Annotated in this window: 15 protein-coding genes, 1 other RNA gene and 1 pseudogene; 11 read left to right on the top strand and 6 right to left on the bottom strand. The window is 66.5% G+C overall.

Going from position 1 to position 25,556, the window contains the following annotated elements:
- Nucleotides 1–13: 13 nt before the first annotated feature.
- Nucleotides 14–457, top strand: an RNA gene (rnpB, locus tag G6R31_RS07595) — RNase P RNA component class A.
- A 182-nt stretch (nucleotides 458–639) separates the two neighbouring features.
- On the opposite strand, the pseudogene G6R31_RS17090 reads toward rnpB, so the two are convergent.
- Nucleotides 640–939: pseudogene (locus G6R31_RS17090) on the bottom strand (DUF2721 domain-containing protein); the annotation flags it as partial.
- A gap of 168 nt (nucleotides 940–1,107) precedes the next feature.
- Here G6R31_RS17090 and G6R31_RS07585 point away from each other — a divergent pair.
- On the top strand, nucleotides 1,108–2,280 hold the full coding sequence (locus tag G6R31_RS07585) for an AI-2E family transporter (protein ID WP_017869030.1): 1,173 nt from the start codon (nucleotides 1,108–1,110) through the stop codon (nucleotides 2,278–2,280).
- Nucleotides 2,281–2,355: 75 nt separating this feature from the next.
- A complete protein-coding gene (gene rnhA / locus G6R31_RS07580) occupies nucleotides 2,356–2,895 on the top strand; it encodes a ribonuclease HI (RefSeq protein WP_017869029.1) in 540 nt (179 codons plus the stop codon).
- Nucleotides 2,896–3,044: 149 nt separating this feature from the next.
- On the opposite strand, the gene G6R31_RS07575 is transcribed toward rnhA, so the two are convergent.
- Entirely contained in the window at nucleotides 3,045–3,485 is a 441-nt protein-coding gene (locus G6R31_RS07575) for a DUF3197 domain-containing protein (protein ID WP_017869028.1), read from the bottom strand.
- Between the two features lie 86 nt (nucleotides 3,486–3,571).
- On the opposite strand from G6R31_RS07575, the gene G6R31_RS07570 reads away from it, so the two are divergent.
- Nucleotides 3,572–3,883, top strand: a complete 312-nt coding sequence (locus G6R31_RS07570; protein WP_017869027.1) for a ribosome-binding factor A — start codon at nucleotides 3,572–3,574, stop codon at nucleotides 3,881–3,883.
- A complete protein-coding gene (locus G6R31_RS07565) occupies nucleotides 3,877–4,299 on the top strand; it encodes an acyl-CoA thioesterase (RefSeq protein WP_017869026.1) in 423 nt (140 codons plus the stop codon). The genes G6R31_RS07570 and G6R31_RS07565 overlap by 7 nt, the downstream gene beginning before the upstream one ends.
- Before the next feature lie 153 nt (nucleotides 4,300–4,452).
- Here G6R31_RS07565 and G6R31_RS07560 read toward each other — a convergent pair whose 3' ends face one another.
- Complete coding sequence (locus G6R31_RS07560; RefSeq protein ID WP_025566706.1) at nucleotides 4,453–7,161, bottom strand: vWA domain-containing protein; 2,709 nt, start codon at nucleotides 7,159–7,161, stop codon at nucleotides 4,453–4,455.
- A gap of 277 nt (nucleotides 7,162–7,438) precedes the next feature.
- Between G6R31_RS07560 and G6R31_RS07555 the strand changes: the two genes are divergently transcribed.
- Both G6R31_RS07555 and pprM read left to right on the top strand, forming a co-directional pair.
- Complete coding sequence (locus tag G6R31_RS07555; RefSeq protein WP_017869025.1) at nucleotides 7,439–9,487, top strand: DNA topoisomerase subunit B; 2,049 nt, start codon at nucleotides 7,439–7,441, stop codon at nucleotides 9,485–9,487.
- Between the two features lie 283 nt (nucleotides 9,488–9,770).
- Nucleotides 9,771–10,031 carry a DNA damage response modulator PprM gene (gene pprM, locus G6R31_RS07550; protein WP_017869024.1) on the top strand — a complete coding sequence of 87 codons (261 nt, stop codon included), beginning with the start codon at nucleotides 9,771–9,773 and terminating at the stop codon, nucleotides 10,029–10,031.
- Nucleotides 10,032–10,083: 52 nt separating this feature from the next.
- Here the strand turns inward: pprM and G6R31_RS07545 are convergent, their stop codons facing one another.
- Nucleotides 10,084–10,872: a tetratricopeptide repeat protein gene (locus tag G6R31_RS07545; RefSeq protein WP_017869023.1), complete on the bottom strand. Its 789-nt coding sequence runs from the start codon at nucleotides 10,870–10,872 to the stop codon at nucleotides 10,084–10,086.
- An 86-nt stretch (nucleotides 10,873–10,958) separates the two neighbouring features.
- Between G6R31_RS07545 and G6R31_RS07540 the strand changes: the two genes are divergently transcribed.
- A complete protein-coding gene (locus G6R31_RS07540; RefSeq protein ID WP_017869022.1) occupies nucleotides 10,959–11,441 on the top strand; it encodes a hypothetical protein in 483 nt (160 codons plus the stop codon).
- 58 nt (nucleotides 11,442–11,499) lie between these two features.
- Nucleotides 11,500–13,440, top strand: coding sequence for a LysM peptidoglycan-binding domain-containing protein (locus tag G6R31_RS07535; protein WP_017869021.1), 1,941 nt, complete (start codon nucleotides 11,500–11,502; stop codon nucleotides 13,438–13,440).
- 238 nt (nucleotides 13,441–13,678) lie between these two features.
- Here the strand turns inward: G6R31_RS07535 and G6R31_RS07530 are convergent, their stop codons facing one another.
- Together G6R31_RS07530 and rpoB are read right to left on the bottom strand one after the other, a co-directional pair.
- Nucleotides 13,679–18,322: a DNA-directed RNA polymerase subunit beta' gene (locus G6R31_RS07530; RefSeq protein ID WP_017869020.1), complete on the bottom strand. Its 4,644-nt coding sequence runs from the start codon at nucleotides 18,320–18,322 to the stop codon at nucleotides 13,679–13,681.
- Nucleotides 18,323–18,439: 117 nt separating this feature from the next.
- The gene (gene rpoB, locus G6R31_RS07525) at nucleotides 18,440–21,919 is read right to left on the bottom strand and encodes a DNA-directed RNA polymerase subunit beta (RefSeq protein WP_017869019.1); all 3,480 of its coding nucleotides are present in this window, start codon (nucleotides 21,917–21,919) and stop codon (nucleotides 18,440–18,442) included.
- Between the two features lie 247 nt (nucleotides 21,920–22,166).
- On the opposite strand from rpoB, the gene G6R31_RS07520 reads away from it, so the two are divergent.
- Entirely contained in the window at nucleotides 22,167–23,447 is a 1,281-nt protein-coding gene (locus tag G6R31_RS07520; protein ID WP_017869018.1) for a class I SAM-dependent methyltransferase, read from the top strand.
- Nucleotides 23,448–23,567: 120 nt separating this feature from the next.
- Nucleotides 23,568–25,445: an RNA polymerase sigma factor RpoD gene (gene rpoD, locus G6R31_RS07515; protein WP_017869017.1), complete on the top strand. Its 1,878-nt coding sequence runs from the start codon at nucleotides 23,568–23,570 to the stop codon at nucleotides 25,443–25,445.
- Nucleotides 25,446–25,556 lie beyond the last annotated feature (111 nt).

The following is a 25,556-nucleotide window of genomic DNA, read 5'->3' as shown; positions in this document are numbered from 1 at the left end:
TAGCATCGGGAACGCGGGGAAACTCCTGGTCGCGCCTGAGCCGCTTTTTTGGTGGACAGGTGAGGAAAGTCCGGGCACCGCAGGGCAAGGATGCCAGCTAACGGCTGGTCGGCGAGTCGAGCGCCCGCCTGAGCGCCGAGGGCAGGCGGAAAGCGGCGAAGCCGAAGGACAGTGCCACAGAAACCAGACCGCCACCCCACACAGGCCCCGGCGCGGGCGCGGGTGGTCAGGGTGAAACGGTGCGGTAAGAGCGCACCAGGTTCCCGGGAGACCGGGAGCGTCTGGTCAACCCCATCCGGTGCAAGACCCGACCGTGCGGCGAGGGCGGCCCGCCCGTTTGAGCCGCCAGGATGGTCGCTCGAGGCGTCCTGGCAACAGGCGTCCCAGACAGATGATCAGGCTGCCCTGGGGGAGACCCCGGAGCAGACAGAACCCGGCTTACCGTTTCCCCGTGCCACTGCCGCCCCCCGCGCCCGCCGCTGGGGGCGGTTTGTTCGTTTCCTCCGCTCCCTCGAGTTCTTCGGCGTACAGCCCGGCGTAATGCTGCCCGAGTTCTTCCAGAAAACGCATCTCCTCCTTGGTGGTCGCGGCGCTGAAGCGGGCTTCGTAGCTCAGCAAGAGGGCGCCGTAAGCCAGCGCGACGCTGCCGCCGAGCGCCATCAGCAGCGGCAGGCTGCCGGTGTTCACGTCGAACAGCCCGTCCAGCCCGAGCAGGATGCTGGTCAGCACCAGCAGCGCCACCGAGGTGTAGAAGGCCTGCAGCGCCCGCATCAGAAAGCGGGTGCGGCGCGAGAGCCGGGGCAACTGGCGGATAATCAGGCGTTTTTCCTCACGGGCGAGCGGTTCGTGCTGCCCCTCTTCCGAAACGAGTTGCTTGAAGCGTGAGGTCAGCGCGCGCACCCGGTCGGTGGCGCGGCCCACGCGGGTGCTGGTGCTCATGATCAGGGTGCCCGCCCCGCTGATGAGGACGGCGGGGGTAATCATGGCGGCGAGAAGGGAGGAAATCGGCTCGGGCATCGGCCCCAGCGTAGCGGGTGGGCCGTGCGAACGGGCGCAGCGCGGAACACAGGCCCCCGCGCCCCCGCCCAGGCGATACTCTGACCTCCGATGAGCCACGCCTCCCGCACCGTGCCGCAGCTCCTCGCGTTTCTGTGGAGCCGGTCCTCTGTGCGCCTGATCGTCTACACGCTCGCCGCCGTGGTGGTCGTGCTGCTGGCACGCCGCATTTCGGGGCCGCTGGCGCTGATCGCAATCGCCTACGCGCTGTCGTACACCTTCAACCCGCTGCTGGTGCGTCTGGAAAAGCACCGCGTCACCCGCCCCTTCGGTGTGGTGCTGATTCTGGCGGCGCTGCTCGGCGTCTTCGGGGTGCTGTTCTGGACGGTGGCGTCGCAGGTGGTGAGTTTTCTTCAGGGTTTGCCGGGCCTGCTGGGCAGCCTGCCGCAACTGCTCGAAAACCTGATCGGCAAGGGGCCGGGCCAGGACGACGCCAGCATTTCGCAGACCCAGGCGCAACTGACCGAGTACGTCCGCAAGCAGGTGGACGACCTGAGCAGCAACTTCGGGCCGCTGCTGGCGCAGGTGCTGGCGCCCGATTCGGCCCTTTATGGTCAGCTCAGCGGGGTCATGAACTGGCTGGGGCAGGCCGGGCTGGTGCTGACGCTGACGGTGTTTTTCATGCTCGACCACGGCAAGTTCGGGCGCACGCTGCTGCGCCTTTTCCCGAAAAGCTGGCAGCCGCAGCTTCTGGCCGCATCGGAAGACGTGAGCCGGTCGTTCGGCAACTATGTCCGGGCGCAACTGATCTTGCTGCTCGTGATCGGCGCGATTTCCGGGGTCGGTCTGTTGCTGCTCGGCGTGCCCAACGCGCTGGCGCTGGGGCTGCTGACTGGACTGCTCAATCTCGTGCCGCTGGTGGGCATGGTGCTGGCGGCCATTCCGGCGCTGCTTCAGGCGGTGCCGCTGGGCACCACCAAGGTCCTGATCGTGGCGGGGCTGTACTTCGTGCTCAACCAGGTCGCCTGGAACGTGATCGCCCCGATGGTGATGGGCCGCAGCGTCAACCTCAGCGCGGCCAGCATCCTGATCGCCATCCTGATCGGGGGCGGGCTGGCGGGGCTGCCGGGGGCACTGCTCGCCATTCCGACGGCGGCGCTGCTGGTGCTGTGGCTGCGGCGTTACTGGTTTCCCAGCCCGGCCTACCAGGGCGACGGGTCGCTGGCCGTGCCGATGGACCCGGTGCGCCTCCCCGAGGATGTGGAACCGCCCGAAGTCGGCTGACCGGCGGGTCGGCGGGTTCGGGCTACAGGCCAGGCGGTTGACAGCCCCCGCCCGCGCTCCCTACAGTTCGCGCCTATGACGCGCTCCGGCAAATCCTTTTCCCGCAAAGCCCCGGAGGTGTCGCGTGACCGTCTGCCGATTCGCGCCGGGATTCAGCCCGAGGCGCCGGTCAGCGGGCAGGTGGTCGAGCTGTACAGCGACGGCGCCTGCGACACCACCAAGGGACACGGCGGCTGGGCCACCATCCTGCGCTCGGGCGAGCACGAACTGGTCATCAGCGGCAACGAGGAGAACACCACCAACAACCGCATGGAGCTGCGCGGGCTGCTCGAAGGGCTGCGGATGCTCAAGCGGCCCTGTCAGGTCAAGGTGATCACGGACAGCCAGTACCTGCGCAAGGCCTTTACCGACGGCTGGATTCTGAACTGGCAGCGCAACGGCTGGAAAACGGCGAGCAAGGAGCCGGTCAAAAACCAGGACCTCTGGGAAGAACTCATCGAACTCGCCAGGGTCCACGCCCTGACGTTCCTGTGGGTCAAAGGCCACGCCGGGCACGGCGAAAACGAGCGGGTCGACGAGCTGGCGGTGCTGGAGCGCAAAAAGTTGCGCAAGTAACTTATTGAGAACGCGGTATGGCCGTATCACCTGTCGAGGGGCTGTTGCTCCTTGCCATGAGCTATGAGCCATAAGCTCTGAACAGCTTCTTCATGGCTCATGGCCCATAGCTCAGAGCCAGTCGGCACAGGAGGCTTGAGACCCACTTATCAATAGGTCCACTCCGGCTCGGCAGGCGGCGCGGGCGTCGTGTAGATCGCGGGGTCTGCCGGGTTGCTCGCCGCGATGAGATTCGCCACCTCGTCCGCGTCGGGTTCGGCCAGCACGCGCTGAACGTCGCCGCCGCTCAGAATCGTCTCGGCGGTGGGGAGACCCGCACCGTCGGCCCAGTTCACCAGTTCGGCCAGCGCCGCGCGGCCTGCTGCGCCGTAGCGTGGGCCGAACGCCGGAGCCGAAATCACCGCTGTTTCCTGCGGTCCCTGCCCCAGCAGCACGAGCGCCGCGTACCCCGCCTGAGAACGCTCGCCCTGACGGTCGGTGATCAGGATCAAGCGGGCGCCGGTCAGGTCGGCGTCGTCCAGCCGCGTCTGCATGGCCTGCCACGTCTCCAGCGGCGCGGCGGGCACCCCCAGCGGATCAGCGATGTTCATGGCCCCAGCATAGCCCGGCCCCCTTCCGGGCAGTACGATGCGGGGATGAAGTCGCTGCCATCTCCTCACCCTGTCCGGGGCCGCCCATGAAGCCTGAGCAGGTGCAGGCCCAACTGACCCGGGTGCTCAGCAGCGCCATTGCCGAGCTGCGTGACCCCCGCGTGCCGCTGATCGTGACCGTGGAGCGTGTGCATGTCACGCCCGACTACGGTCAGGCGCGGGTGTACGTGAGTGCCATCGGCGCCGACATGCCCGAGTTGCTGGACGCCCTGACCCACGCGCGGGGCCGCCTGCAACGCGAGGTGTCCGCCCAGGTCCGCATGCGCCGCACGCCCACCCTGGAATTTCACGCCGCCGACGACCAGCGCTTTCCTGCCGTGCCGGGAACGACATGGTGAGCGGCCTACAGGCGCACCGGACCGAGCTGCGGGTGCGGTACGCCGAAACCGACGCGATGGCGGTGGCCCACCACGCCACTTACCCGGTGTGGTTCGAGGTGGCCCGCACCGACCTGATGCACGCGCTGGGACTGCCGTACACCGACCTCGAAGCGCGGGGCTATTACCTGATGCTCAGCGGCCTGACGGTCCAGTACCGCCGCGCCGCCCGCTACGACGACCGCCTGGAAATCACCACCCGCATCACCGAGGTCCGCAGCCGCACGCTGAAATTCGGGTATGAGGTCCACCGCCTCGGCCCCGGTCCCCGCGAACTGCTGGCGACGGGAGAAACCCACCACATCGCCACCGACCACCAGTACCGCCCATCGCGCATGCCCGACGAGGTGCTGGCGCTGCTGACCGGGGAAGACTGAGACGGGTTCCGATTGAATCTGGTAGTTTCAGATTCAATCCGACTTGCAAAGCTGCGCAGCAGAGCGGATGCGAGTAGGAAAAAATACGGATTCTGCGATATGGATGCACAGGCGGCGCTTTCCCGACTGTGCAGGAATGAAGCGGAATCCGTATCAGAGGCCGCGCAGAAGCAGGCCCGTCCGCTCGGGCAGGTACATTCCGGCGCGGATGGGGGTGTGGTCGGCGGCGTTGGTCAGCGTGACGCCCTGCGGCAGGTCGGTCAGCATGATGTGGTAGCCACGGGTGCTGAGCTTCATGCCGCGCAGCGCCGGGGCTTCGAGCATCTCTCCGAGGTCGAGAATGCCGGGGGTCAGCGACAGCAGGTGATCGCCGTAAGGCCCGGTGATTTCGAGCTGCGCTCCGTTGGCCCGCAGCATCAGCGGGCGGCCCAGGCCGGTCAGCAGCCCCAGTGAGGGTCGCGGGCCGGTCACGGTGGACACCACGCTCAGCAGGGTGCCCGGCACGACCAGGTCGCCACTGGCAAGCAGCTGGGTGCCCTGGGCCAGAATCAGGTCGTCGGGAATGTGCGAGAGTTCCAGGCCGCCCGGCACCTGCTCAGCCCGCAGCCCGCGCAGGTCGGCGGCTCTGGACACCTGCCCCAGATCGAAGCTCCCGGCCAGCGGCGTGGGAATGCCCCGCATGTCGCCCTCGAGTCCCACCAGGGCCAGCGTGCGGTCGTCGCGGTAGTGCAGCCCCTCGACCCGGCTGGGCACCGCAGGCGCGGCTGGGGCCACCGGGACAGGCACCGGCACCGGAGCCGCCGCGCGGGTGTGGCGCGCCGCCGTGGGTGGGGGGCGGTTGCCCTTGACCGCCGCCGCCGCCATCGTCTTGGTGCCGGTGGCGCCCTGGAGTCCGCGCCGGACCATCAGCGCAATCAGCCCCATCAGCGCGAGCAGCAGCAGAATCCACCAGGGAAAGGAGGGGCGCGAAGCGGCCGGGGCCTGTCCCTGCGAACCCGGAACCGCTGAGGGCTGGGCTGCTGGAGTTTGAGCTGCCGGGTTCTGAGCTGCTGGGTTCTGGGCTGTCGAGGGCTGGGCTGTCGAGGGTTGGGCCGCTGGCGTCTGGCCTCCCTGGGTCGGCGTGGTCTGCGATGGGGCCGACGCACTCTGGTTCGCCTGGCCCTGGCCGGTCGCCTGGCCAGTCGCCGCCGCACCCGGCGTTCCGGGTTGCGGCTGTGCGCTGGCCGGTCCGACCGGCAGCACGGTGGTGGCGGCGCCGCCGTTGCCGGGAAGTCCAGCCACCTGAAGCGGCGTGAGGTTGACCACCTGCCCGGTGGCGAGCAGCAGGCGGGGGGTCAGGAAGCCGCCGGGCAGACTGTTTGCCAGGGCCGCGTCGCTGGCCGAGTCGGCGCTGCGCTGCACCCGCACGGCGAACTCGCTGGCCCCCGGCTGCCGCTCCAGCACGGCGCTGAATCCGGACAGTCCGGCAGGCAACAGCAGTTGCGCGCCGTCGAGCGGGAGGCCTCCGGTGGCCCGGTAGCGCAGCACGGTCTCCTGCCCCTGGGCCAGGGCCGCCGCGCCCGGGTTGAGCCACAGCAGCCCGGCCAGGTCACGGCTGCCGGTCTGCCCCGTCTGTCCGCCTTGTCCCGTCTGCACCGTCGTCTGGGTGGTCGTGGTGCGGGTGGTCGAGACCCCGGTCTGGTTCTGTGCGGGCTGGGTCTGACCGGACTGGGCTTGACCGGACTGGGCTTGACCGGACTGGCCCTGGGCGGCTGCCGTCTGCGTGCCCGGAGTCTGGCCGCCTTCCATCATCTGAAGCTTGAGCAGCACGCGGCGGGTGCGCGGGCCGACCACGTTGGGGCTGGGCACGGCAGGAGCGCACAGCAGCGCGGCGCTGCCCGCAGGGATGTCGCGGTTCACCCGCAGCTGGGCGCTGCCCCCCACGGCGTCAGGCCGGGCCAGGGACACGCGGCTGTCCTGCGCTGCCAGCGAAAGCGGCGTGCCGTCGGGAAACGGGGCGGGCACCCGGTTCGGGTCGGTCACGGTCGCCAGCCGCACCCCACCGCTCAGGGCCACCAGGTCGGGCACCTCGCCGGGGGGCAGCGTCATGCCCGAAGCGTAGTCGCTGGCCGCCAGAGCGTTCTTGGCGTCCTCGGGAATCGAGCTGCCCAGCGCGATGTAGGCGAGGGTATCGAGCGTTCCCCGCGCCTGAAACGCCGACAGGGCGCCCTGGGCCGAGTACTGCGGCTTCGGGTCGTTGTCGATGCCGTCGGTCATCACGAACACGCTGGTCACGTAACGGTCGCTCGCCGCCAGCGGGGTGAGCGCGGCGTGCATGGAGCGGTACAGATAGGTGTTGTTGCCGTCGGCCTTCAGGGTGCCGAGGTCGCCGCGCAGCTGCTCGGCCTGTGCGGGCAGGTCGTAGCTGCGTTCGGCGCGCACGCCGCTGTCGAAGGTGATCAGCTTGACCTGATCGGGCCGGGCCGTGTCCACGTACCGCTCCACGCTGTTCTTGACGCGGTCGAAGATGTCGGCCTTGCCATCTCCGATACCGCGCATGCTGCCGCTGGTGTCCAGCACGAACACCGCCCGCGTCTGACTGGGCACCGTGCCCGAGGGCAGGACGCAGCCGGTCACTCCGCCCGCTGCGGCGCCCCCGCCCAGGGTGCGGGGGGGAGTCGTGGCCGGGGTGGGGAGGGGAAGCGCCGTCCCGAGTGGCCCGGACGCGGCAGGTTGCGCCCCGGAGGTCTGGGGAGCCGTCTGGGCAGGCGCCGAGGTCGCAGGCACCGGAGCGGTTTGCGCGGCCCCCAGGCCGCCGAGGCCGAGGCCACCCAGCAGCAGCAGGCGGCCCGTCAGGGACATGGTCAGGTTCTGGCAGCGCATCTGTGGCCTATTTTGACCCTTCCCGGCAACGGGCGAAAGACCCTCGAACTTTATCCGCCGGTGCCCCACCCGCCCCGCCTCTAAAAAGCCTCGCTGCGGCGGAGTTTAGGGCCTAGAAACGGCCCGAGTTTATTCTGTATATGACGTAATAAGATTGATATTTTTCGTCTCACGCGCTATATTGCTTCCATAGCCGGGGGGGCTGAGGCCGCCTCCGGCCCGACACCGAGTGAGTTCGTTTGTTCCGCCCCGTGTGGGCGGCTTTTTGAGGAGAACCATGACCCACAGTGACGACGAATTCCAGGGCCAGCAGCCCCAGGATGATGCCCAGAACGCGAGTTTCAGCCACGCGGCAGGCACTGCCGACGACTACAACGCCGACCAGATCAGCGTGCTGGAGGGCATGGATGCCGTTCGCAAGCGCCCCGGCATGTACGTGCAGGGTGGCACGGGCATCGACGGCTACCACCAGCTGCTGACCGAAATCATCGACAACGGCATCGACGAAGGGCTGGCGGGCTTCGCCAATGAAATCGAAATCGTGCTGCACGCCGACGGTGCCGCCACCGTGACCGACAACGGGCGCGGCATTCCGGTGGACATCATGAAGTCCAAGGGCCGCCCGGCTATCGAAGTGATTTTTTCCGAGCTGCACGCGGGCGGCAAATTCGGTCAGGGCGCGTACAAGGTCTCCGGCGGTCTGCACGGCGTCGGTTCGACGGTGGTCAACGCGCTCTCGACCTACCTCGACGTGACGGTGAACAAGCACGGCCAGCTTCACCACGTCCGCTTCGAAAAGGGCATTCTGGTGCAGCCGCTCGAAGTGCTCGGCGCCACCCCCAAAGACGTGAAGTGGTCCACCAAGGTGAGCTTCCAGCCCGACCCCGGCATCTTCAAGGAGTTCGACAACCAGTTCGACTACAGCCGCATTCGCAACCGCCTGCGCGAACTGGCCTACCTGACGGGTCTGAAAATCGTCATTCGTGACGAGCGTACCGAGCTGCACGGCGGCGAGGTCAAGGAAGAAATCTTCCACGAGAAGGGCGGCATCGCCAACTTCGCCCGCGCCCTGGTCACCGACGATTCCAAGCTGCTGTACGACCAGCCTGTCGTGATGCGCGGCACCCACGCCGAGGTCGAGGTGGAGGTGGCCTTCATCCACGCCAACACCTACGCCAGCGACAACATCCTGACCTACGCCAACATGATTCGCACCCGCGACGGCGGCACCCCGCTGACCGGCTTCAAGACGGCGTACACCCGCGTGCTGAACAAGTACGCCGCTTCCAAAAACCTCATCAAGGCCGGAAACCCCGTGCCCAGCGGCGACGACCTGCTCGAAGGCATCTACTGCGTGGTGAGCGTCAAGGTGGGCGACCCGCAGTTCGAGTCGCAGGCCAAGGTCAAGCTGCTCAACAGCGAGGCGCAAACCGCCGTCAACGCCATCGTGGGCGAGAAATTCGCGCAGTTCCTCGAAGAAAACCCCAAAATCGGCAAGACGATTGTCGAGAAGGCCGCCGAAGCCGCCCGCGCCCGTGACGCGGCGCGCAAAGCCCGCGACATCGTGCGCCGCTCCAACCCGCTGGAAAACGACGACCTGCCCGGCAAGCTGGCCGACTGCTCCTCGCAGGACCCCGCCGAGTCCGAACTGTTCATCGTGGAAGGCAACTCGGCAGGCGGCAGCGCCAAGGGCGGACGCGAACGCCGTTTCCAGGCCATCTTGCCCCTGCGCGGCAAGATCCTGAACGTGGAAAAGGCCGAGCTGAACAAGATTCTCAAGAACGCCGAAATCCGCTCACTCATCGGTGCTATCGGCGCGGGCTTCGACGGCAAGGGCGAGGAAATGCGCTTCGACCTCGAAAACCTGCGCTACCACAAGATTGTCATCATGACCGACGCCGACATGGACGGCGGGCACATCACCACGCTGCTGCTGACGTTCTTTTTCCGCTTCATGCGCCCGGTGGTCGAGCAGGGACACCTCTACATCGCGCAGCCGCCGCTTTACAAAATCACGGTGGGGGCGCAGACCAAGAACAACAAGGGCGTCTACCTCTTCACCAACGAGGAACTCAAGGAGCACGTCGCCGAGGCGACCAAGGCGGGCAAGAAGTACGAGATTCAGCGCTTCAAGGGGCTGGGCGAGATGAACGCCGACCAGCTCTGGGAAACGACCATGAACCCCGAAACCCGCGTGCTCAAGCGCGTGAGCATTGACGACCTGATTATCGCCAACGAGATTTTCGACGCCCTGATGGGGTCGGAAGTCGCCCCGCGCAAGGACTTCATCCGCGAGAACGCCCGGTTCGCCGAAATCAGCGTCTGAGACGGCTGTTTACCGAACCACGCCGCCTGACTTCACCTTCGACTCCGCCTCCCAACAGGGGCGGGGTTTTTGCTGACTCGCGTTCTGCTGACGGCAGACCAGGACCCGAATCTTTAGACTTTGTCCAAGCGCCGTAGAAATGTGTTCTGAATTTCGTTTGTCGGTGCCCTGGCCGCCTATCTTGCCTTTCGTTCAACACCAGCAGAGAACTTGAAGGGACATGCCGGGAAAAGAGCAAGAAGCGGCATGTGGCCTTTTGTTGGTGAGAGCAAGGAGATTTGAGATGGCAACTGGAAGAGTGAAGTGGTTCAATGCAGAGAAAGGCTTCGGCTTTATCGAGACCGAAGGCAGCGCCGACGTGTTCGCGCACTACAGCGCGATCAACTCCTCGGGCTTCCGTAAGCTCAACGAGGGTGACGAAGTCGAGTTCGAAATTGAACCCGGTCAGAACGGCAAAGGCCCCCAGGCCAAGAACATCGTGGTGACCAAGGCAGCCCCCGCGCCCGCCTACGGTGACCGCCCCCGCCGCGACGACCGCTGGTAATCGCAACACCGCAAAGCCCCCGCCCCAAGTGGTGGGGGCTTTCGTTTGCTTCCTATCCCAGCTTCCTGCGCAGCTCCGAGGCCAGGGTGAACCATTCGCGCTCCTGCTTGCGGTAAAGCGGACTGGCCTGACGCTCGCTTTTTTCCAGGGCTTCCAGCACGGCGCGGGCGTCCTCGGTGCGCCCCTGCCGAATCAGATAGGCAGCGTGGCGGGCGCGTGGCTCCTCGGTGGTGGCGACCTGACTCGCCTCGCGGTAGGTGTGGTCGGCCTCGGGCTTGCCCTGCTGCTCCTGCGCCAGCGCCAGTAGGGTCAGCGTGCGGGTGCGTGTCGCGGCGCTCGTTCGCAGGTCCACCCGGCTCAGCCGTGCCTCGGCGCCTGCCGGGTTGCCCTGGGCCAGATCGAGCTGCGCCGCGCTGAGCAGCACCACCGGGTCGTCGGCGTAGATGCCGCTGAGCAGCGGGGCCAGCGTCGCCTGCGCCTCCTCGGGTCGCCCGGCGCGGGCCTGCAGGTTCGCCAGCTCGGCGCGGCGTTCCAGGGTGTCACTTTCGGCCAGAGCCTGCTGCGCCTCGCGCACACGCACGTCGAGCGGCTTGATCGCCTCCACGCCGCGCTGCACGGCCTGCGTCGCCGCCCGGCGACTGCCCTGCAAATTGGGCAACAGCACCATGAAGGTGTAAAAGAGCGTGGCGATAAACCCGCCCAGAAAAAGATTGAGCGCCAGAAAGACGATCCACAGCGCGCCCTGCCGCGTGACCACCGCGTGCACCAGACAGACGATGTTGAGCACACCGAAGAGGCCGAGCAGCCAGCCGTAGTTGTTGAAAAGACCTGGGATGTCCATACCGCCGACTTTACGGGAGCCGGGTGAAGGGGAGAGCCACGTCGGAAGGACGGCCCGCCCCCCCTCAGGGCGATACGCTGTGAGGTATGGACGTTTTGCGTGCGCTGCACGGCTACAGTTTCAATTTCGACGCCGCGTTTCTGGCCCCCAACCCGTTTGCCCTGACCAGCCTGCTGCTGTTCGTCTGGAGTTTCTGGATGCTGCGGCGCGACGAGGTGACGCCCGGCTTTCTGGCTGGGGTGCGGCTGACCTGGCTGACATTCCTGCTCCCCGCGCTGACCGGCATCCTGCTGACGCTCGCCGGTGGAAAAGTCCCGAGCGCCATAGATGTTGGCGGAGGAAAAACCAAGTTCGGCACGCCCTACGACCCGACCCAGGAAGGGATGCACTGGCTGTACGGCGTCTTTGCCCTGCTGAGCCTGCTGCTGATAGAAAGCCTGATTCGCGGGCAGTTCATCGAGCGGCGCAAGGGCCTGAAGCTGTTGCCGGTGGTCATCCTGTTCATGTACGGCTGCGCCTACATGGTGGGGCACGTGGCGTTTTTTCCGGGCAGCACGCCGGGGCGCTAAGTCGGGCTGCCCCGTCCTCATCCGCTGCTGACGACGGCGTGCTCAAGTGTCTGGGCGCATGCGCTGCCTTTTTCTTTCCTTCATCCTGCTGCTGCCCAGCGCAGCGTCCGCTCCCGTTGCCCCGCAGACCGTGGTGGTCCGGCCAGGGCAGACGCTTTACCGCATCGCCCTTCAGAACGGCCTGAGTGTGGCCGAACTTCAGCGGCTCAACGGCCTGAAGTCCACCACCATCGAGGTGGGGCAGGTGCTCAGGGTCCGGGCGCCACAGGTCAAGCTGTCGCCTGCGCCTGCTCAATCTACGCCCGCTGCTCCGGCTCGTTCTGCTCCGGCTCGTTCTGCTCCGGCCCGGCCCGTCCCCAAACCCGTGCCGACCACCTACACCGTTCGGCGCGGCGATACCCTGACCAGCATCGGGAAGGTCGTGGGTCTGCGGGTGGAACAGCTTCAGCGGCTCAACGGGTTGAAGTCGAACACCCTGGAAGTCGGCCAAGTGCTGCGCCTCACGCCGCCGCCGACCACTTACCGGGTGCAGCGCGGCGATACCCTGGCGAAAATAGGGGTCAAGGTGGGCTTGCGGGTCGAGCAGCTCAAGCGCATCAACGGCCTGAAAGGGGACGCCCTGCTCATCGGGCAAGTCCTGCGACTGACCGCCCCACCTGCCCCCAAAACAACTGTGCCCAAAACGACTGTGCCCAAGGCGCCGCCGACCACCTACACGGTGCGGCGGGGAGACACCCTGGCAAGCATCGGCAAGTTCGTGGGCCTGCGGGTCGAGCAGCTTCAGCGGCTCAACGGGCTAAAAGGGGCCACCATCGAACCCGGCCAGGTCTTGCGGCTGACCGCCCCCAAGCCGGTGGCCGCTGCCAAGCCCCCCGCCAAAGCCCCGACCAAGGCGGCGTCGCCCGGCACCTACGTGGTCGTTCGCGGCGACACCCTGGCGAAAATCGGCGTGAAGGTGGGCCTGCGGGTCGAGCAACTCCAGCGGCTCAACGGCCTGAAAGGAACCACCATTCATGTGGGACAGGTCCTCAAGTTGCGCGGCCCTGCTCCTGCGGCGGCGACCCCTGCCCGCGCCGTGCCCTCGCTGCCCCCCGGCACCGAGGCGCGGCTGATTCACCGCTACGTGCGCGTCGGCCTGCGTGACAGCGCCCGCACGCTGGCCCAGACCTATGGGGTCACGCCCGAGCAGTTGCGGCAGCTCAATGGTCTCAGGAGCACAGGCCACATCCTGCCGGGGATGCGGGTGCTGGTGCCGCAGCGGGTGGCGGTGCCAATTCCGCCGCGTCCGGTGTCGGCCCCCGTGACCCTGCGGCAGGCGACGCTGCTGGGCATCGCCGTGCAGGTGGTTCGGGTGGACCTGCGCTGGCGCAACGTGCTCGTGACGCCGGTCCTGCCCGGCGCGGGCCTCAAGGGCGGCTCGGGGGCCACTGTCAGCGCTCTGGCCGCCCGCAGCGGGGCGCGGGCCGTGGTGAACGGAAGTTATTTTCACCCCGGCACCTACGCCCCGGCAGGCGACATCGTGATGCATGGGCGGCTGCTCACCTGGGGCCGGATTCCCTCGGCGTTGGCGATCACGCCCGACAACCGCGCCGAGATTCGTCAGGGCGGCACCGGGCTGCTGGGGCGGGTGCTCGACACGAGCTGGTCGGGCATGGAAACCGTCATCGCCACCGGGCCGCAGATCGTGCGCGGCGGCGTGGTCCAGAACCGCTACAGCTCGGTGTTTCGTGACCCCGCCGTCTTCGGACAGGCGGCCCGCAGCGCCATCGGCCTCGCCGGACCCCGTGACCTGCTGCTCGTCACCACCCACGCCAAGCTCAGCGTCGGGCAGATGGGCCAGGTGATGCAGGCCCTCGGCGCCCGCGACGCTCTGCTGCTCGACGGCGGCTCCAGCGCGGGTCTGGCCTGGAACGGCGCGGCAGTCCTGAACAGCGTGCGCAAGGTGAGCTACGGCATCGGCGTGTTCACCGATTACGCGGGCAAGCGATACTCGCGCTGAGTGAACTCGATTCGCATCGAAAGCGCCCCCGCCCGATTTCGAGTGGGGGCGCTTTTCTGTGATCTCCGAAGAACGATTCTGCCCCACATCAGGGAGCGTTCTGCCCGACGCGAGTCCACCACTCTGCTCCCGCTTCCCCTGCATCCGACCAAGAAAAGCCCCCACCCGTTTCCGAGTGGGGACCAGCCTTTCAGTGTTCAGCCTTGAGCCATCTGCCATCGGCTTTCTGCCATGAGCCTCAGTCGCCGTAGCCGGGGTTGATGCTGCTGCCGGGGCGGGTGTCGTCGTACCTCTGCGTTCCGGTCACGGCGTCGGAGCTGGTGCTGCCTTCGCCGTATTTTTCCAGCGTGCGCTCGTCGGCCACCTGCATTTCGCGGACGGTCTGAAGGCCCGTGCCCGCCGGAATCAGCTTGCCGAGGATGACGTTTTCCTTCAGGCCGATCAGGTCGTCCACCTGGCCCTTCATGGAGGCTTCGGTCAGCACGTGGGTGGTGTGCTGGAAGGAGGCGGCGGACAGCCACGACTTGGTGGTCAGGCTGCTCTTGGTGATGCCGAGCAGCACCGGCTTCCAGCTCGCGGGGGTCTGGCCGTCCTGCAGCGCGTCGTTGGCCGCGTCCACTTCCCAGCGCTCGACGGTCTGGCCTTCGAGCAGCGTGGTGTCGCCGCCGTCGGTGACTTCGACCCAGCGCAGCATCTGGCGCACGATGACTTCGATGTGCTTGTCGTGGACCTTCACGCCCTGTGAGCGGTACACGCGCTGCACTTCTTCCACGAGGTAACGCTGCGCGGCGTCGGTGTCCTTGTACAGCAGCAGGTCGTGGGGGTTGATCGCGCCGCGCGTGAGCGGCTGACCGGCTTCCACGCGGTCGCCGTCCTTGACCGTCATGCGCAGCACGCGGGGCACTTTGGTCGCCGTCTTGGAGGAGTACTGCTCGTCGTCGGCTTCGATGCGCACGAGGTAACGCTCTTCTTCTTCCTCGATGCGGACCACGCCGTCGCGGTCAGCGACCACAGCCTGCGTCTTGGGCTTGCGCGCTTCGAACAGCTCGATCACGCGCGGCAGACCCATGGTGATGTCGCCGCCGCCCGCGATACCCCCGGTGTGGAAGGTCCGCATGGTGAGCTGCGTGCCGGGTTCGCCGATGGACTCGGCGGCCACCACGCCTACGGCTTCGCCCATGCTGACGGGCTTGGCCTGCGAGAGGTCGTAGCCGTAGCACTTCTGGCACACGCCCGCCTTGACCTTACAGTTCAGCGGGGTGCGGACATAAACCTCACCGATCGCCTTGGCATCCTTGGTGATGGCCTTCACGTCTTCCATCGAGAGCATTTCGCCTTCAGCAATCACGCGGCCATCGCTGAGTTCGACATCGGCGGTGAGGGTGCGGCCATAGATGCTGGTTTCGATTTCGCTGCCCTTGCGGCTGCGCCATTCGCCGGTGCGCTCGTCGGTGGCCCCCAGCGGCATCACGGTGGAGTCGGTGCTGCCGCAGTCCACGTCGCGCACGACGACTTCGTGGGCCACGTCCACCAGCTTGCGGGTGAGGTAGCCGGAGTCGGCGGTACGCAGCGCGGTGTCGGCCCCGCCCTTACGCGCCCCGTGGGTCGAGATGAAGTACTCCAGCACGGTCAGACCTTCGCGGAAGGAGGCGCGAATCGGCACTTCGATGGTCGAGCCGTCCGGGCGGGCCATCAGGCCGCGCATCCCGGCGAGCTGACGAATCTGCTGCGGGTTGCCACGCGCTCCCGACTGGCTCATGATCCACAGGGGGTTGAAGGGGTAGTTCTTGCTGAAGTTCTCGAACACCGCGTCCTTCACGGCGTCGGTGGTGTTGTTCCACAGCTGCACGACCTGCTTGTAACGCTCTTCTTCGGTCATGAAGCCGAACTCGAAGTTCTGCTCGATCTCGGCGAGCATCTGGTCGGCCTCGGCCAGCAGCTCGGGCTTGTTGGGCGGCAGCACGATGTCGTCGATGCCGATGGTGATGCCCGAAGTGGTCGAGAGCTTGAACCCGCCGTCCTTGAGCGCGTCGAGCAGCCCGGCGGTCGCCTCGATGCCGAGGTGCTTGAAGCAGGCCATGACCATGTCCTTGAGGGCGTCCTTCTCGTAGGTGGTTTCGAGGTCCACCAGCGTGTCCACGAGGTGCGCCTGGGTGCCGAGGGCTTCTTGCACCATGCGGCGGAACTGCACGCGGCCCGCGCTGGTCTCGTACACCTGACCGCCCAGACGGATACGGACGTGGTCCTGGTGGTCGATTTCGCCCTGTTCGACGGCATGCAGCGCCTCGTCGGGGTTGGAGAAGGTGTAGCGCAGGCGACCGGGGCTGGTTTCCTGGCCGTTGACCAGGACGGGGCTGTTGAGCATCAGCTTGCCTTCGTCGTAGGCGGCCAGCACGTCGGCTTCCGAGGCGTACTCGGTGCCCGCGCCGAGGTTGTCGCGGCGCAGCTGGGTCAGGGTGAAGATGCCCAGGATGATGTCACGGCTGGGCTTGACGTTCGGCTCGCCGTTGGCGGGGGAGAGCAGGTTGTGCGAGGCCAGCATCTGAATGCGGGCTTCGGCCTGCGCCTGCGCCGAGAGCGGCACGTGAATTGCCATCTGGTCACCGTCGAAGTCGGCGTTGAAGGCTTCACAGACCAAGGGGTGCAATTGGATGGACTGACCTTCGACCAGCACCGGCTCGAACGCCTGGATGCCCAGACGGTGCAGCGTGGGCGCGCGGTTGAGCAGCACGACCTTGTCCTCGATCACTTCTTCGAGGGCGTCCCAGACGGAGTCACGGGTGTCGCGGTAACGCTCCAGCATCTTGCGGGCCTGCTTGATGTTGGTGACTTCGCCCTTTTCTTCGAGCACCTTGAACAGGAACGGCTTGAACAGTTCCAGCGCCATACGCTTGGGCACACCGCACTGGTGCAGCCTCAGCTGCGGGCCGACCACGATGACCGAGCGGCCCGAGTAGTCCACGCGCTTGCCCAGCAGGTTCTGGCGGAAACGGCCCTGCTTGCCGCCGAGCAGGTCGGTCAGCGAGCGCAGGCTGCGGTCAGAGCCGGGGTTGGTCACGGGGCTGCCCCGGCGTCCGTTGTCGATCAGGGCGTCCACCGCTTCCTGCAACATGCGCTTTTCGTTGCGGATGATCATGTCGGGCGCACCCTGGCTCATCAGCTTCTTGAGGCGGTTGTTGCGGTTGATCAGGCGGCGGTACAGGTCGTTGAGGTCCGACGTCGCGAAGCGTCCGCCGTCCACCTGCACCATCGGGCGCAGGTCGGGTGGCATCACCGGCACGGTGCCGAGAATCATCCACGAGGGGTTGTTGCCGCTCGCCTTGAAGGAACGGGTGACTTCCAGCCGTTTGCGGGCTTTGGCACGCTTGTGACGGCTGTTGTCCTTCATCTGCTCGTTCAGCTCGGCTTCGAGTTCGTCGAGGTTGAGTTCGTCGAGCAGTTCCTTGACGGCTTCGGCCCCCATCTTGGCTTCGAAGTCGTAGGACTCGATGACGCGCACCTGCTTACGCACGAGGTCGAGTTCGATGCGGCCCGAGATTTCAGAGCGCAGGTTGCCATCGTCGGCGAGTTCGTCGCCCGGCTCCACGCGGTCACCGTTGACCACCAGCGGCTCGTCGTCGTAGGCGTAGACCTTGGCCTTGCTCACCAGAATGCTCGCGGGCTGGTGCAGGGTAATCACGCCGTCGGCCTCGGCGATGACTTCTTCTTCCTTGTCAATCGCGCCGATCACGCGCTGGCCCTTCGCCACTTCGCTGCCGTCACCGACGAGGACGTGCATGGTGGGGTCGATGGGGTATTCCACCCGGCGCGTCCAGTGCGCGGTGACGGTCACGTCGCCCTTTTTCTTGGGGAAGGTGACGCCGCTGAGGTTGCTGTCGCGGCTCACGCGCAGGCGTACGCCCGCTGCGGCTTCGGCCAGCACCGCGCCCGCTTCCACGATTTCACCCTCGGCCACCTGCACGTTCATGCCGTGCGGCACGTACACGCGGGCCAGCACTTCGCCCTGAGCGGGGTCGGCGTCGGCGCCTTCTTCGTCGGTGTCGCTCGCTTCCACGCCTTCACGCAGCTCGACCATCACCGAGTCTTCGCCCATCTCGTGCATGAACACGGTACCCGCCACGGGCGCGGTGAGCTGCACGTCTTCTTCCAGCTCCGCCAGGATTTCACCGGCACGGAAAGTTTCCTGCTGCACCAGCGCGTCCACGGGGAGCGGCAGGCTGGCTTCCACACCCTCGGCGTAGGCGATGACGGCGCGGCGGGGGAAACGGTACTGCGCCAGACCGTCCATCTTGGAGACCACGTTGCCGCCCAGCGTCTGGCCGCGCGTCACGTACTCGCCGTCACGGATGTCCACGTCCTCGACGCTGTTCGGGATGGTGTAGGTTTCCTGCCGTCCGAAACGCAGTTCACGGTACTCGTCGTCGCTGAGCAGTTCGCCGCGCTTGAGGGGCCGTCCGTCCTTCTGCGCGTTGAAGGGCTTGGTCACGATGAAGGAGGAGAAGTACAGCACCTTTTCCAGTTGCCCGGCGCTGAGGTCGAGCAGGGTGCCGATCTTGCTGGGGCTGTCCTTGACGTACCAGATGTGCGCGGCGGGGGTCGCGAGGTCGATGTGGCCCATGCGGTAGCGCCGGACCTTGGAGCTCGTCACTTCGACGCCGCAGCGCTCGCAGACTTTGCCCTCGTAGCGCTGGCGCTTGTACTTGCCGCAGGCGCACTCGTAGTCCTTGATCGGCCCGAAGATGCGCTCGTCGAAGAGACCTTCGCGCTCGGGCTTCAGGGTGCGGTAGTTGATGGTTTCGGGCTTTTCGACCTCGCCGAACGACCACTCACGGATCTTTTCCGGGCTGGCGATGGCGATGCGAACTTTGTTGAAATCTTTCATTCGTTCTCCTTCGGAGAAGTTGGTGATGGTTGATGGTTTCGCTTCGCTGAGCGTTGATGGAAGCTGCCGCTTAAGCAAACAGCTTAGGCTGGTCTATCAACCATCAACGATCAACCATCATCGTTTCGGCATCATCCCTTCAAAGATGTCCACGGCCTTGTCGCCGTTGTCCAGCACCTCGACGTCCAGGCCGAGCGAGTGGAGTTCCTTGACGAGCACCTTGAAGGATTCGGGGATGGTGCTGCCCGAGACTTCTTCGCCCTTGACGATGCTCTGGTAGGCGGCGTCGCGTCCGTCGATGTCGTCGGACTTGATGGTGAGCATCTCCTGCAGCACGTGCGCCGCGCCGTAGGCTTCGAGCGCCCACACTTCCATTTCCCCGAAACGCTGACCGCCGAACTGCGCCTTGCCGCCCAGGGGCTGCTGGGTGATGAGGCTGTAGGGGCCGGTGGAGCGGGCGTGCAGCTTGTCTTCCACCATGTGGTAGAGCTTCATCACGTACATGATGCCGACCACGACGGGGCCGCTGATGGGTTCGCCGGTGCGTCCGTCGAACAGGATGCTCTTGCCGGTGCGGGCAAGTTGCATCTGGCCCTTCTCGTAGTCGTCGCCGGGGGCGTCGATCACGCCGAGTTTGCCGGCGCGGTCGAGCACTTCCTGCTCACGCTTGTCGAGTTCGAAGCCGTCGTCCTTGCGCTTTTGCAGCCTCTCGGCGGCGGCGACTTCGAGCATTTCCTTGATGGTCGCTTCGGTCACCGAGTCGAACACCGGGGTCTCGAACTTCTGACCCGTGAGGCGGGCCACTTCGCCGAGGTGGGTTTCGAGAATCTGACCCAGGTTCATGCGCGAGGGCACACCGAGGGGGTTGAACACGATGTCCACGGGGGTACCGTCTTCGAGGTAGGGCATGTCCTCGGGGCGCACGATCTTGGACACGACGCCCTTGTTGCCGTGGCGGTTGGCCACCTTGTCGCCCACTTGCAGTTGACGCTTCTGGGCCACGTACACGCGCACCATCTCGCGCACGCCGGGCTTGAGATCCACGCCCTCGTCGCCGCGGCGGAAGCGCACGGTCTTGACGACGATGCCGCCCTGACCCGACTGCACGCGCAGCGAGGTGTCTTTCACTTCCCTTGCCTTCTCACCGAAGATCGAGCGCAGCAGCCGCTCTTCGGGGGTGGGTTCCGATTCGCCCTTGAAGGAGGTCTTGCCCACCAGGATGTCGCCGGGCTTGACTTCGGCCCCCACGCGCACGATGCCGTCCTCGTCGAGGTCGCGCAGCGCGGCTTCCGAGAGACCGGGAATGTCGCGGGTGATCTTTTCCGGCCCCAGCTTGGTGTCGCGGGCTTCGATTTCGTCCTTCTCGATGTGCACCGAGGTGTAGAAGTCCTGGCGCACGAGGTCTTCATTGATGCAGATGGCGTCTTCGAAGTTGAAGCCGTCGAAGGGCATGATGGCGATGGTGATGTTCTGCCCCAGCGCCAGGCGTCCGCGCTCGGAGGCGGGGCCGTCGGCGATGACCTGACCCACCTCAACCTCGTCACCGATAGACACGATGGGGTGCTGGTCGAGGTTGGTGCCCTGGTTCGAGCGGGTAAAGCGAATGAGTTCGAAGGTGCGGACGTTGCCCGCATTCATGTTCAGGTCGCGGTGGTCTTCGGTCAGGGTCACCTGAATGGCGCGGGCGTCCACGTAGGTCACGCGGCCCTTCACGTCACTGACGACCGAGGTGCCGGAGTCGGTCACCACGCGGCGCTCGACCCCGGTCCCCACGGCGGGCGAGTCGGCGCGCACGAGCGGCACGGCCTGCGACTGCATGTTCGAACCCATCAGGGCGCGGTTGGCGTCGTCGTGCTCCAGGAAGGGAATCAGCGAGGTGTTGATGGAGACGATCTGCTTGGGCGACACGTCCATGTAGTCCACTTCGTCGGGCGTGTACAGCAGCGGGTCACCCTTGCGGCGGGCCAGCACGCGCTCGTCGGCGAAGGTGTTGTCGTCGTTGAGCGGGCTGTTGGCCTGCGCGATGGTGTAGCGGTCTTCGATGTCGGCGGTCATGTACTCGACCTGCTCGGACACCACACCGTTCTCCACCTTGCGGTAGGGGGCCATGATGAACCCGAGGTCGTTGACCTTCGCATACGAGGACAGCGAGGAAATCAGACCGATGTTCGCACCTTCAGGCGTTTCGATGGGGCAGATGCGTCCGTAGTGGGTGCGGTGCACGTCGCGCACGTCGAAGCCTGCACGCTCGCGAGTCAGACCGCCCGGCCCCAGGGCCGAGATACGGCGCTTGTGGCGCAGGTCGGACAGGGGGTTGGTCTGGTCCTTGAACTGCGAGAGCTGCGAGCGACCGAAGAACTCGCGCATGGCCGCCACGATGGGGCGGTTGTTGACGAGTTTGGTGGGGGTGGCGGCGTCGGGGTTGCCGAGCAGCATCCGCTCACGCACGCCACGCGCCATGCGGCCCATGCCCACGCGCAGTTGGTCGGCGAGCAGCTCGCCCACAGTACGCACGCGGCGGTTACCGAGGTGGTCAATGTCGTCTTCGGACACGGGCACGTCGGTCAGCACGCCGTCCTCGTCCACCATCGGGACCGTTTCGAGGCCCTGTTGCAGCGCCATCAGGTAGCGGATGGTGTCCACCAGTCCGGCGTCGCTGAACTTGCCGTCCTCGAACTTGAGCAGGGTGCGCTCCTGACGCTGCACGCCCAGCTTGGTGTTCATCTTGAAGCGGCCCGGTTCACCCAGGTCGTAGCGGCGGGGGTCGGCCAGCAGCCCGAAGAGATACTGAATCGCCTTGTCGCGCTTGGGCGGGTCGCCGGGGCGCAGCACGGTAAACAGGCGCAGCAGCGCTTCGTCGGCGCTCATGCCCGCGCTCTTGTCTTCGCCGGGTTCCACGTCGGGGGTGAACTCGGTGAACAGCGAGCGAATCTGGGCGTCGTCCATGCCCAGCACGCGCAGCAGCATCGAGACGGGGAACTTGCGCTTGTTGACCTTCATTTCCAGCACGTCGCCCGCGAACTCGAGTTCGATCCAGGGGCCACGCTTGGGCATGGGAATGATGGCGGCGGTGTACTGCTTCTTGATGCCCTTGTAGGAGCTGGTGAAGTACACGCCGGGCGAGCGGTGAATCTGCGAAATCACCACGCGGTCGGCGCCGTTGATGACGAAGGAGCCGTCGGCGGTCATCAGCGGCAGGTTGCCGAGGAAGACCCAGCTTTCGGGCGGGCTGTCGGGCTTGAAGCCCTTGATGACGCCCGTGTCCTTGTGAATCAGTTCGAGCTTGACGTACAGCGGGGCCTCGTAGGTGAGGTCTTTTTCGCGGCATTCCTCGGGGCTGTATTCGGGTTCACCGAGGCGGTACTCGATAAAGTCGAGCACCATGCCCGTCGAGCGGCCCTTTTCGGACTCGTCGATGGGAAAGACTTCACGGAAGGCGCTTTGCAGCCCCACGTCTTCGCGCTGGTCGGGGGCCTTGTCGTCCTGCAAGAAGGCCTTGAACGAGTTGACCTGCACTTCGGTCAGGTTGGGGAGCGGAATCACTTCGGTGATTTCACCGAACCGCTCGATGCGGGGGGGAGTCTTACTCAGGGTCATGCACACCTCGCACGCTGGAAATCTCGGGTCTGCGGCTTTCGTCCAGGTCCAAAAGCGCAGCTCGGACCGCAGGCACCTTCGCCCACGCTCCTGTCAAAAAAGGACCTAGTTTTGAAGTTCGGCTTCCTGCAAAGAACCCCTGTCCAACCCATCCTGGTTGGCGACAGGAAAGTATAGGGTGCAGGTCAGGAAGGCGTCAAGTGCCAGGGGCGACTGCGCCGCCTGATTTGTGATAAACGGAAGGCCGATGACAGGCGGCAGAAAGCAAGGCGACAAACCGGGCGGCGGCAAGCCCAGACAGAAAATCCGCATCACCCGCGAGGCCGGGCAGCGGCGCGGGGGTGAGCCGGACGCGGCCCCGGCGACGGGCGGCGATGGAGGCGGGTACTTCGGCGTGCGCCCGGCCCAGCTTCCCCACTGGCTCGACCCGCTCTCGGCACTCACCAAGCCCGGCGTACGCGGGTTTCCGGGCGTGGACGCGGCGCAGGCGGCCCTGGCCCAGGCGATGCGCAAAGACCGGGTGCGGGGCGAAGTCCTCGACCTCACGGCGCAGGGCGGCCTGCTCGCCCGCTTGCCGGGCGTGACGCTGCGGGCGGTGGAAGGGTCGGCGGCGGCGCTGACGGTACTGAAAGAAGCGGGCCTGGACACGCAGGCCGCTGCCCCCGGTGAGGACCTCTCCGCCCGCTGGCCCGAACGTGCCCGCACGGTGGCGCTGGTGCTGGCCGGGGACCGGGGCAACGCCTACGCACTCGCGCAGGTCGCCTGGGCACACGCCTGCACGCCGCCCGGCGGCACGCTGTATCTCGCCGGGGACCGCGACAAGGGCTTTGACCGCTACGTGCGGCAAGCGGGCGCGGCCTTCGGGACCGGCGAGGTGGTCGCCCGTGACGGCGGAATGCGTGTCGCCAAGCTGATTCGTCGCCCCGGCCCCACGCCGCCGCTGCCGGAAGCCGAAACCTATGAAGCGTTCGGCGTGAAGGTGGTGGGGTTGCCCGGCGTCTTCAGCGCCGCCAAGCCCGACAAGGCCACCAGCATCCTGCTGGGCCACCTCGCGGACCTCGACCTGAGCGGGCAGCGGGTGCTGGACCTCGGCTGCGGCGCGGGCCTGATTGGAGCTTGGGCCGCAAGCCGGGGCGCACAGGTGACACTGGTGGACGGCGACCTGCAAAGTGTTCGCAGCAGCGAGTGGACGCTGGCGGCCAATGCTCTCCCCGGTGAGGTCATCCACTCCGACGTGGACGCGGCCCTCGGTGAGCGGCAGTTCGACGTGGTGCTGACCAACCCGCCCTTTCATGTGGGGCGCGGCGTGGTGCTGGACGTGGCGCGCGAGTTCATCGCCACCGCCGGGCGCCGCCTCGTTCCCGGTGGGAAGATGTATCTGGTCGCCAACGAGCCGCTGCCCTACGAGCAGGCGCTGGGCGCCCTCGGCCCCGTGCGCGAGGTGGTGCGCGAGCAGGGGTTCAAGGTGCTGGAACTGGTCCGGGCCGGGGAGGGGGAACCTTCCGGGCGGTCGCCGCGCATCTCCTGAATGTTCGCTGGGGTCGTCCCGGCCCGGTGCGGTCCCTCGGCCCCGACCTCTGCTAGACTGACCTGTTCAAGGCCGCCGGCTCTTTTTTCGCGCCCCCACTCGTTTTTCCCAGGAGTCCTTATGGCTGAACCTGTCAAATCCCGCGTTCGTCCCAAGGTCAAGCCCGTTGCCGACGAAGCACCGGCCGAAAGCAAGATCATCACCCCCGACAAGCCCCGCACCCGCCGCAAGGTGGCAGACCCCGCCACCACGGGAGCCGCTGCCTCTGCCGCCGCTCCCCAGGCCAGCGCCGACACCGCGCAGGCGCCGGCCGCCGCCAAGCCCAAGGCCGCGCCCAAGAAGGCACCTGCCAAAAAAGCGGCGACCAAGCCTGCCGACGCCGAGAACGTGGACACGGCAACCGTAAATGCCGCAGACGCCGCACCTGTGGACGCGGCGACCCCGGCCCGCAAGAAGGCCCAGAGCAAAGCCGCAGGCGGCGCTGCCGAACCCAGCAAACCTGCCCGCAAGGCCGCCCCCAAGAAGGCGGCGCAGGACACTCCGGCTCCCGCCGAGGACACCGAAGCCGCTCCGGTCAAGAAGGCGGCGCAGGACACTTCGGCCCCCGCCGAGGACACCGAAGCCGCTCCGGTCAAGAAGGCAGCGGCCAAGGCAGCGCCTAAAACGGGTGCGGGCAAAACGGCTGCGGGCAAGACGAGCGCCGCCAAGGCCACCCCGGCGAAGGCGGCGAGCGCGGCCAAACCCGCGGCGGCGGGGCCTGCCGACAAGCCCTACTACCAGCACCCCAGCATTCAGGAACTGCTCAAGGCGGGCAAGGCGGCGGGCATCCTGGCGAGCGAGGACATCGCCACGGCGCTGGCGGCGGCCCTCGAAGCGCATGGTCTGGACCCCGAGAGCACCGACGCCTTCGAGGACATGCAGCTTTTCCTCGCCGGGCAGAACATCGAGGTGCAGGACCTCGACGAGGACGAGGACGAACTCGAAGGGGACGACCTCGACAGCGACGAGGCGGTGCCCGGAGCGCCTCAGGCCCAGCAGGACGACGACGAGGAAAAGTACTTCGACGACATGCCCCGCGCCGTCAGCAACGACCCGGTGCGCCAGTACCTCCACGAAATCGGGCGCGTCTCGCTGCTGACCCTGGAAGAAGAAATCGCGCTCGCCCGCCGCATCGAGGAAGGCGAGGAGGCCAAGAAGCAGCTCGAAGAAGACGAGTCGCTCGACGACCGCGCCCGCCGCCGCCTGATGCGCCAGACCGAGGACGGCGCCGCCGCCCGTCAGGGGCTGATCGAGGCCAACCTGCGCCTCGTGGTGTCCATCGCCAAGAAGTACACCGGGCGCGGGCTGGGGTTCCTCGACCTGATTCAGGAAGGCAACCAGGGCCTGATTCGCGCCGTCGAGAAGTTCGAGTACCGCCGCCGCTACAAGTTTTCCACCTACGCGACGTGGTGGATTCGTCAGGCCATCAACCGCGCCATTGCCGACCAGGCCCGCACCATCCGCATTCCGGTGCACATGGTCGAGACCATCAACAAGCTGACCCGCACGGCCCGTCAATTGCAGCAGGAACTCTCGCGCGAAGCCACGCACGAGGAAATTGCCGAGGCGATGGGGCCGGGCTGGGACGCCGCCAAAGTCGAAGAAGTGCAGAAGGTCAGCCAGGAACCCGTCTCGCTCGAAACGCCGATTGGCGACGAGAAGGACTCCTTCTATGGCGACTTCATCCCCGACGAGAACCTCGATTCCCCGGTGGACAACGCCGCCAAGACGCTGCTTTCCGAGGAACTCGAAAAGGCGCTGGGCAAGCTCACCGAGCGCGAGGCGATGGTCCTGAAATTCCGCAAGGGCCTCGTGGACGGACGCGAGCACACCCTCGAAGAAGTGGGCCAGCGCTTCAGCGTGACCCGCGAGCGCATCCGCCAGATCGAGAACAAGGCGCTGCGCAAGCTCAAGTACCACGAGAGCCGCACCCGCAAGCTGCGTGACTTCCTCGACTGAGCCGTCTCAACTGAGCTTTCCTGTTTGGGATTGACCCTTCAAGCCGCCCCTGCCCGTATGGTGGGGGCGGTTTTCTGTGCCGCTGCTCACCTGTCGCGGCGGGAACCTTCT

Source organism: Deinococcus wulumuqiensis R12 (assembly GCF_011067105.1).
In the GTDB taxonomy this organism is placed as follows: Bacteria; Deinococcota; Deinococci; order Deinococcales; family Deinococcaceae; genus Deinococcus; species Deinococcus wulumuqiensis.
Note: the sequence above shows the minus strand (reverse complement) of the source record. Positions and strands in the feature narration are given on the sequence as shown.

Bases quoted from the DNA above. Each gene is read 5' to 3' on its own strand.
- G6R31_RS07575 (WP_017869028.1), bottom strand. From the start codon at position 3,485: ATGAACATCGCTGATCCGCTGGGGGTGCCCGCCGCGCCGCTGGAGACG.
- G6R31_RS07570 (WP_017869027.1), top strand. From the start codon at position 3,572: ATGAAGCCTGAGCAGGTGCAGGCCCAACTGACCCGGGTGCTCAGCAGC.
- G6R31_RS07565 (WP_017869026.1), top strand. From the start codon at position 3,877: ATGGTGAGCGGCCTACAGGCGCACCGGACCGAGCTGCGGGTGCGGTAC.
- G6R31_RS07560 (WP_025566706.1), bottom strand. From the start codon at position 7,161: ATGCGCTGCCAGAACCTGACCATGTCCCTGACGGGCCGCCTGCTGCTG.
- G6R31_RS07585 (WP_017869030.1), top strand. From the start codon at position 1,108: ATGAGCCACGCCTCCCGCACCGTGCCGCAGCTCCTCGCGTTTCTGTGG.
- G6R31_RS07545 (WP_017869023.1), bottom strand. From the start codon at position 10,872: ATGGACATCCCAGGTCTTTTCAACAACTACGGCTGGCTGCTCGGCCTC.
- G6R31_RS07555 (WP_017869025.1), top strand. From the start codon at position 7,439: ATGACCCACAGTGACGACGAATTCCAGGGCCAGCAGCCCCAGGATGAT.
- G6R31_RS07540 (WP_017869022.1), top strand. From the start codon at position 10,959: ATGGACGTTTTGCGTGCGCTGCACGGCTACAGTTTCAATTTCGACGCC.
- G6R31_RS07535 (WP_017869021.1), top strand. From the start codon at position 11,500: ATGCGCTGCCTTTTTCTTTCCTTCATCCTGCTGCTGCCCAGCGCAGCG.
- G6R31_RS07530 (WP_017869020.1), bottom strand. From the start codon at position 18,322: ATGAAAGATTTCAACAAAGTTCGCATCGCCATCGCCAGCCCGGAAAAG.
- rpoD (WP_017869017.1), top strand. From the start codon at position 23,568: ATGGCTGAACCTGTCAAATCCCGCGTTCGTCCCAAGGTCAAGCCCGTT.
- rpoB (WP_017869019.1), bottom strand. From the start codon at position 21,919: ATGACCCTGAGTAAGACTCCCCCCCGCATCGAGCGGTTCGGTGAAATC.
- rnhA (WP_017869029.1), top strand. From the start codon at position 2,356: ATGACGCGCTCCGGCAAATCCTTTTCCCGCAAAGCCCCGGAGGTGTCG.
- G6R31_RS07520 (WP_017869018.1), top strand. From the start codon at position 22,167: ATGACAGGCGGCAGAAAGCAAGGCGACAAACCGGGCGGCGGCAAGCCC.
- pprM (WP_017869024.1), top strand. From the start codon at position 9,771: ATGGCAACTGGAAGAGTGAAGTGGTTCAATGCAGAGAAAGGCTTCGGC.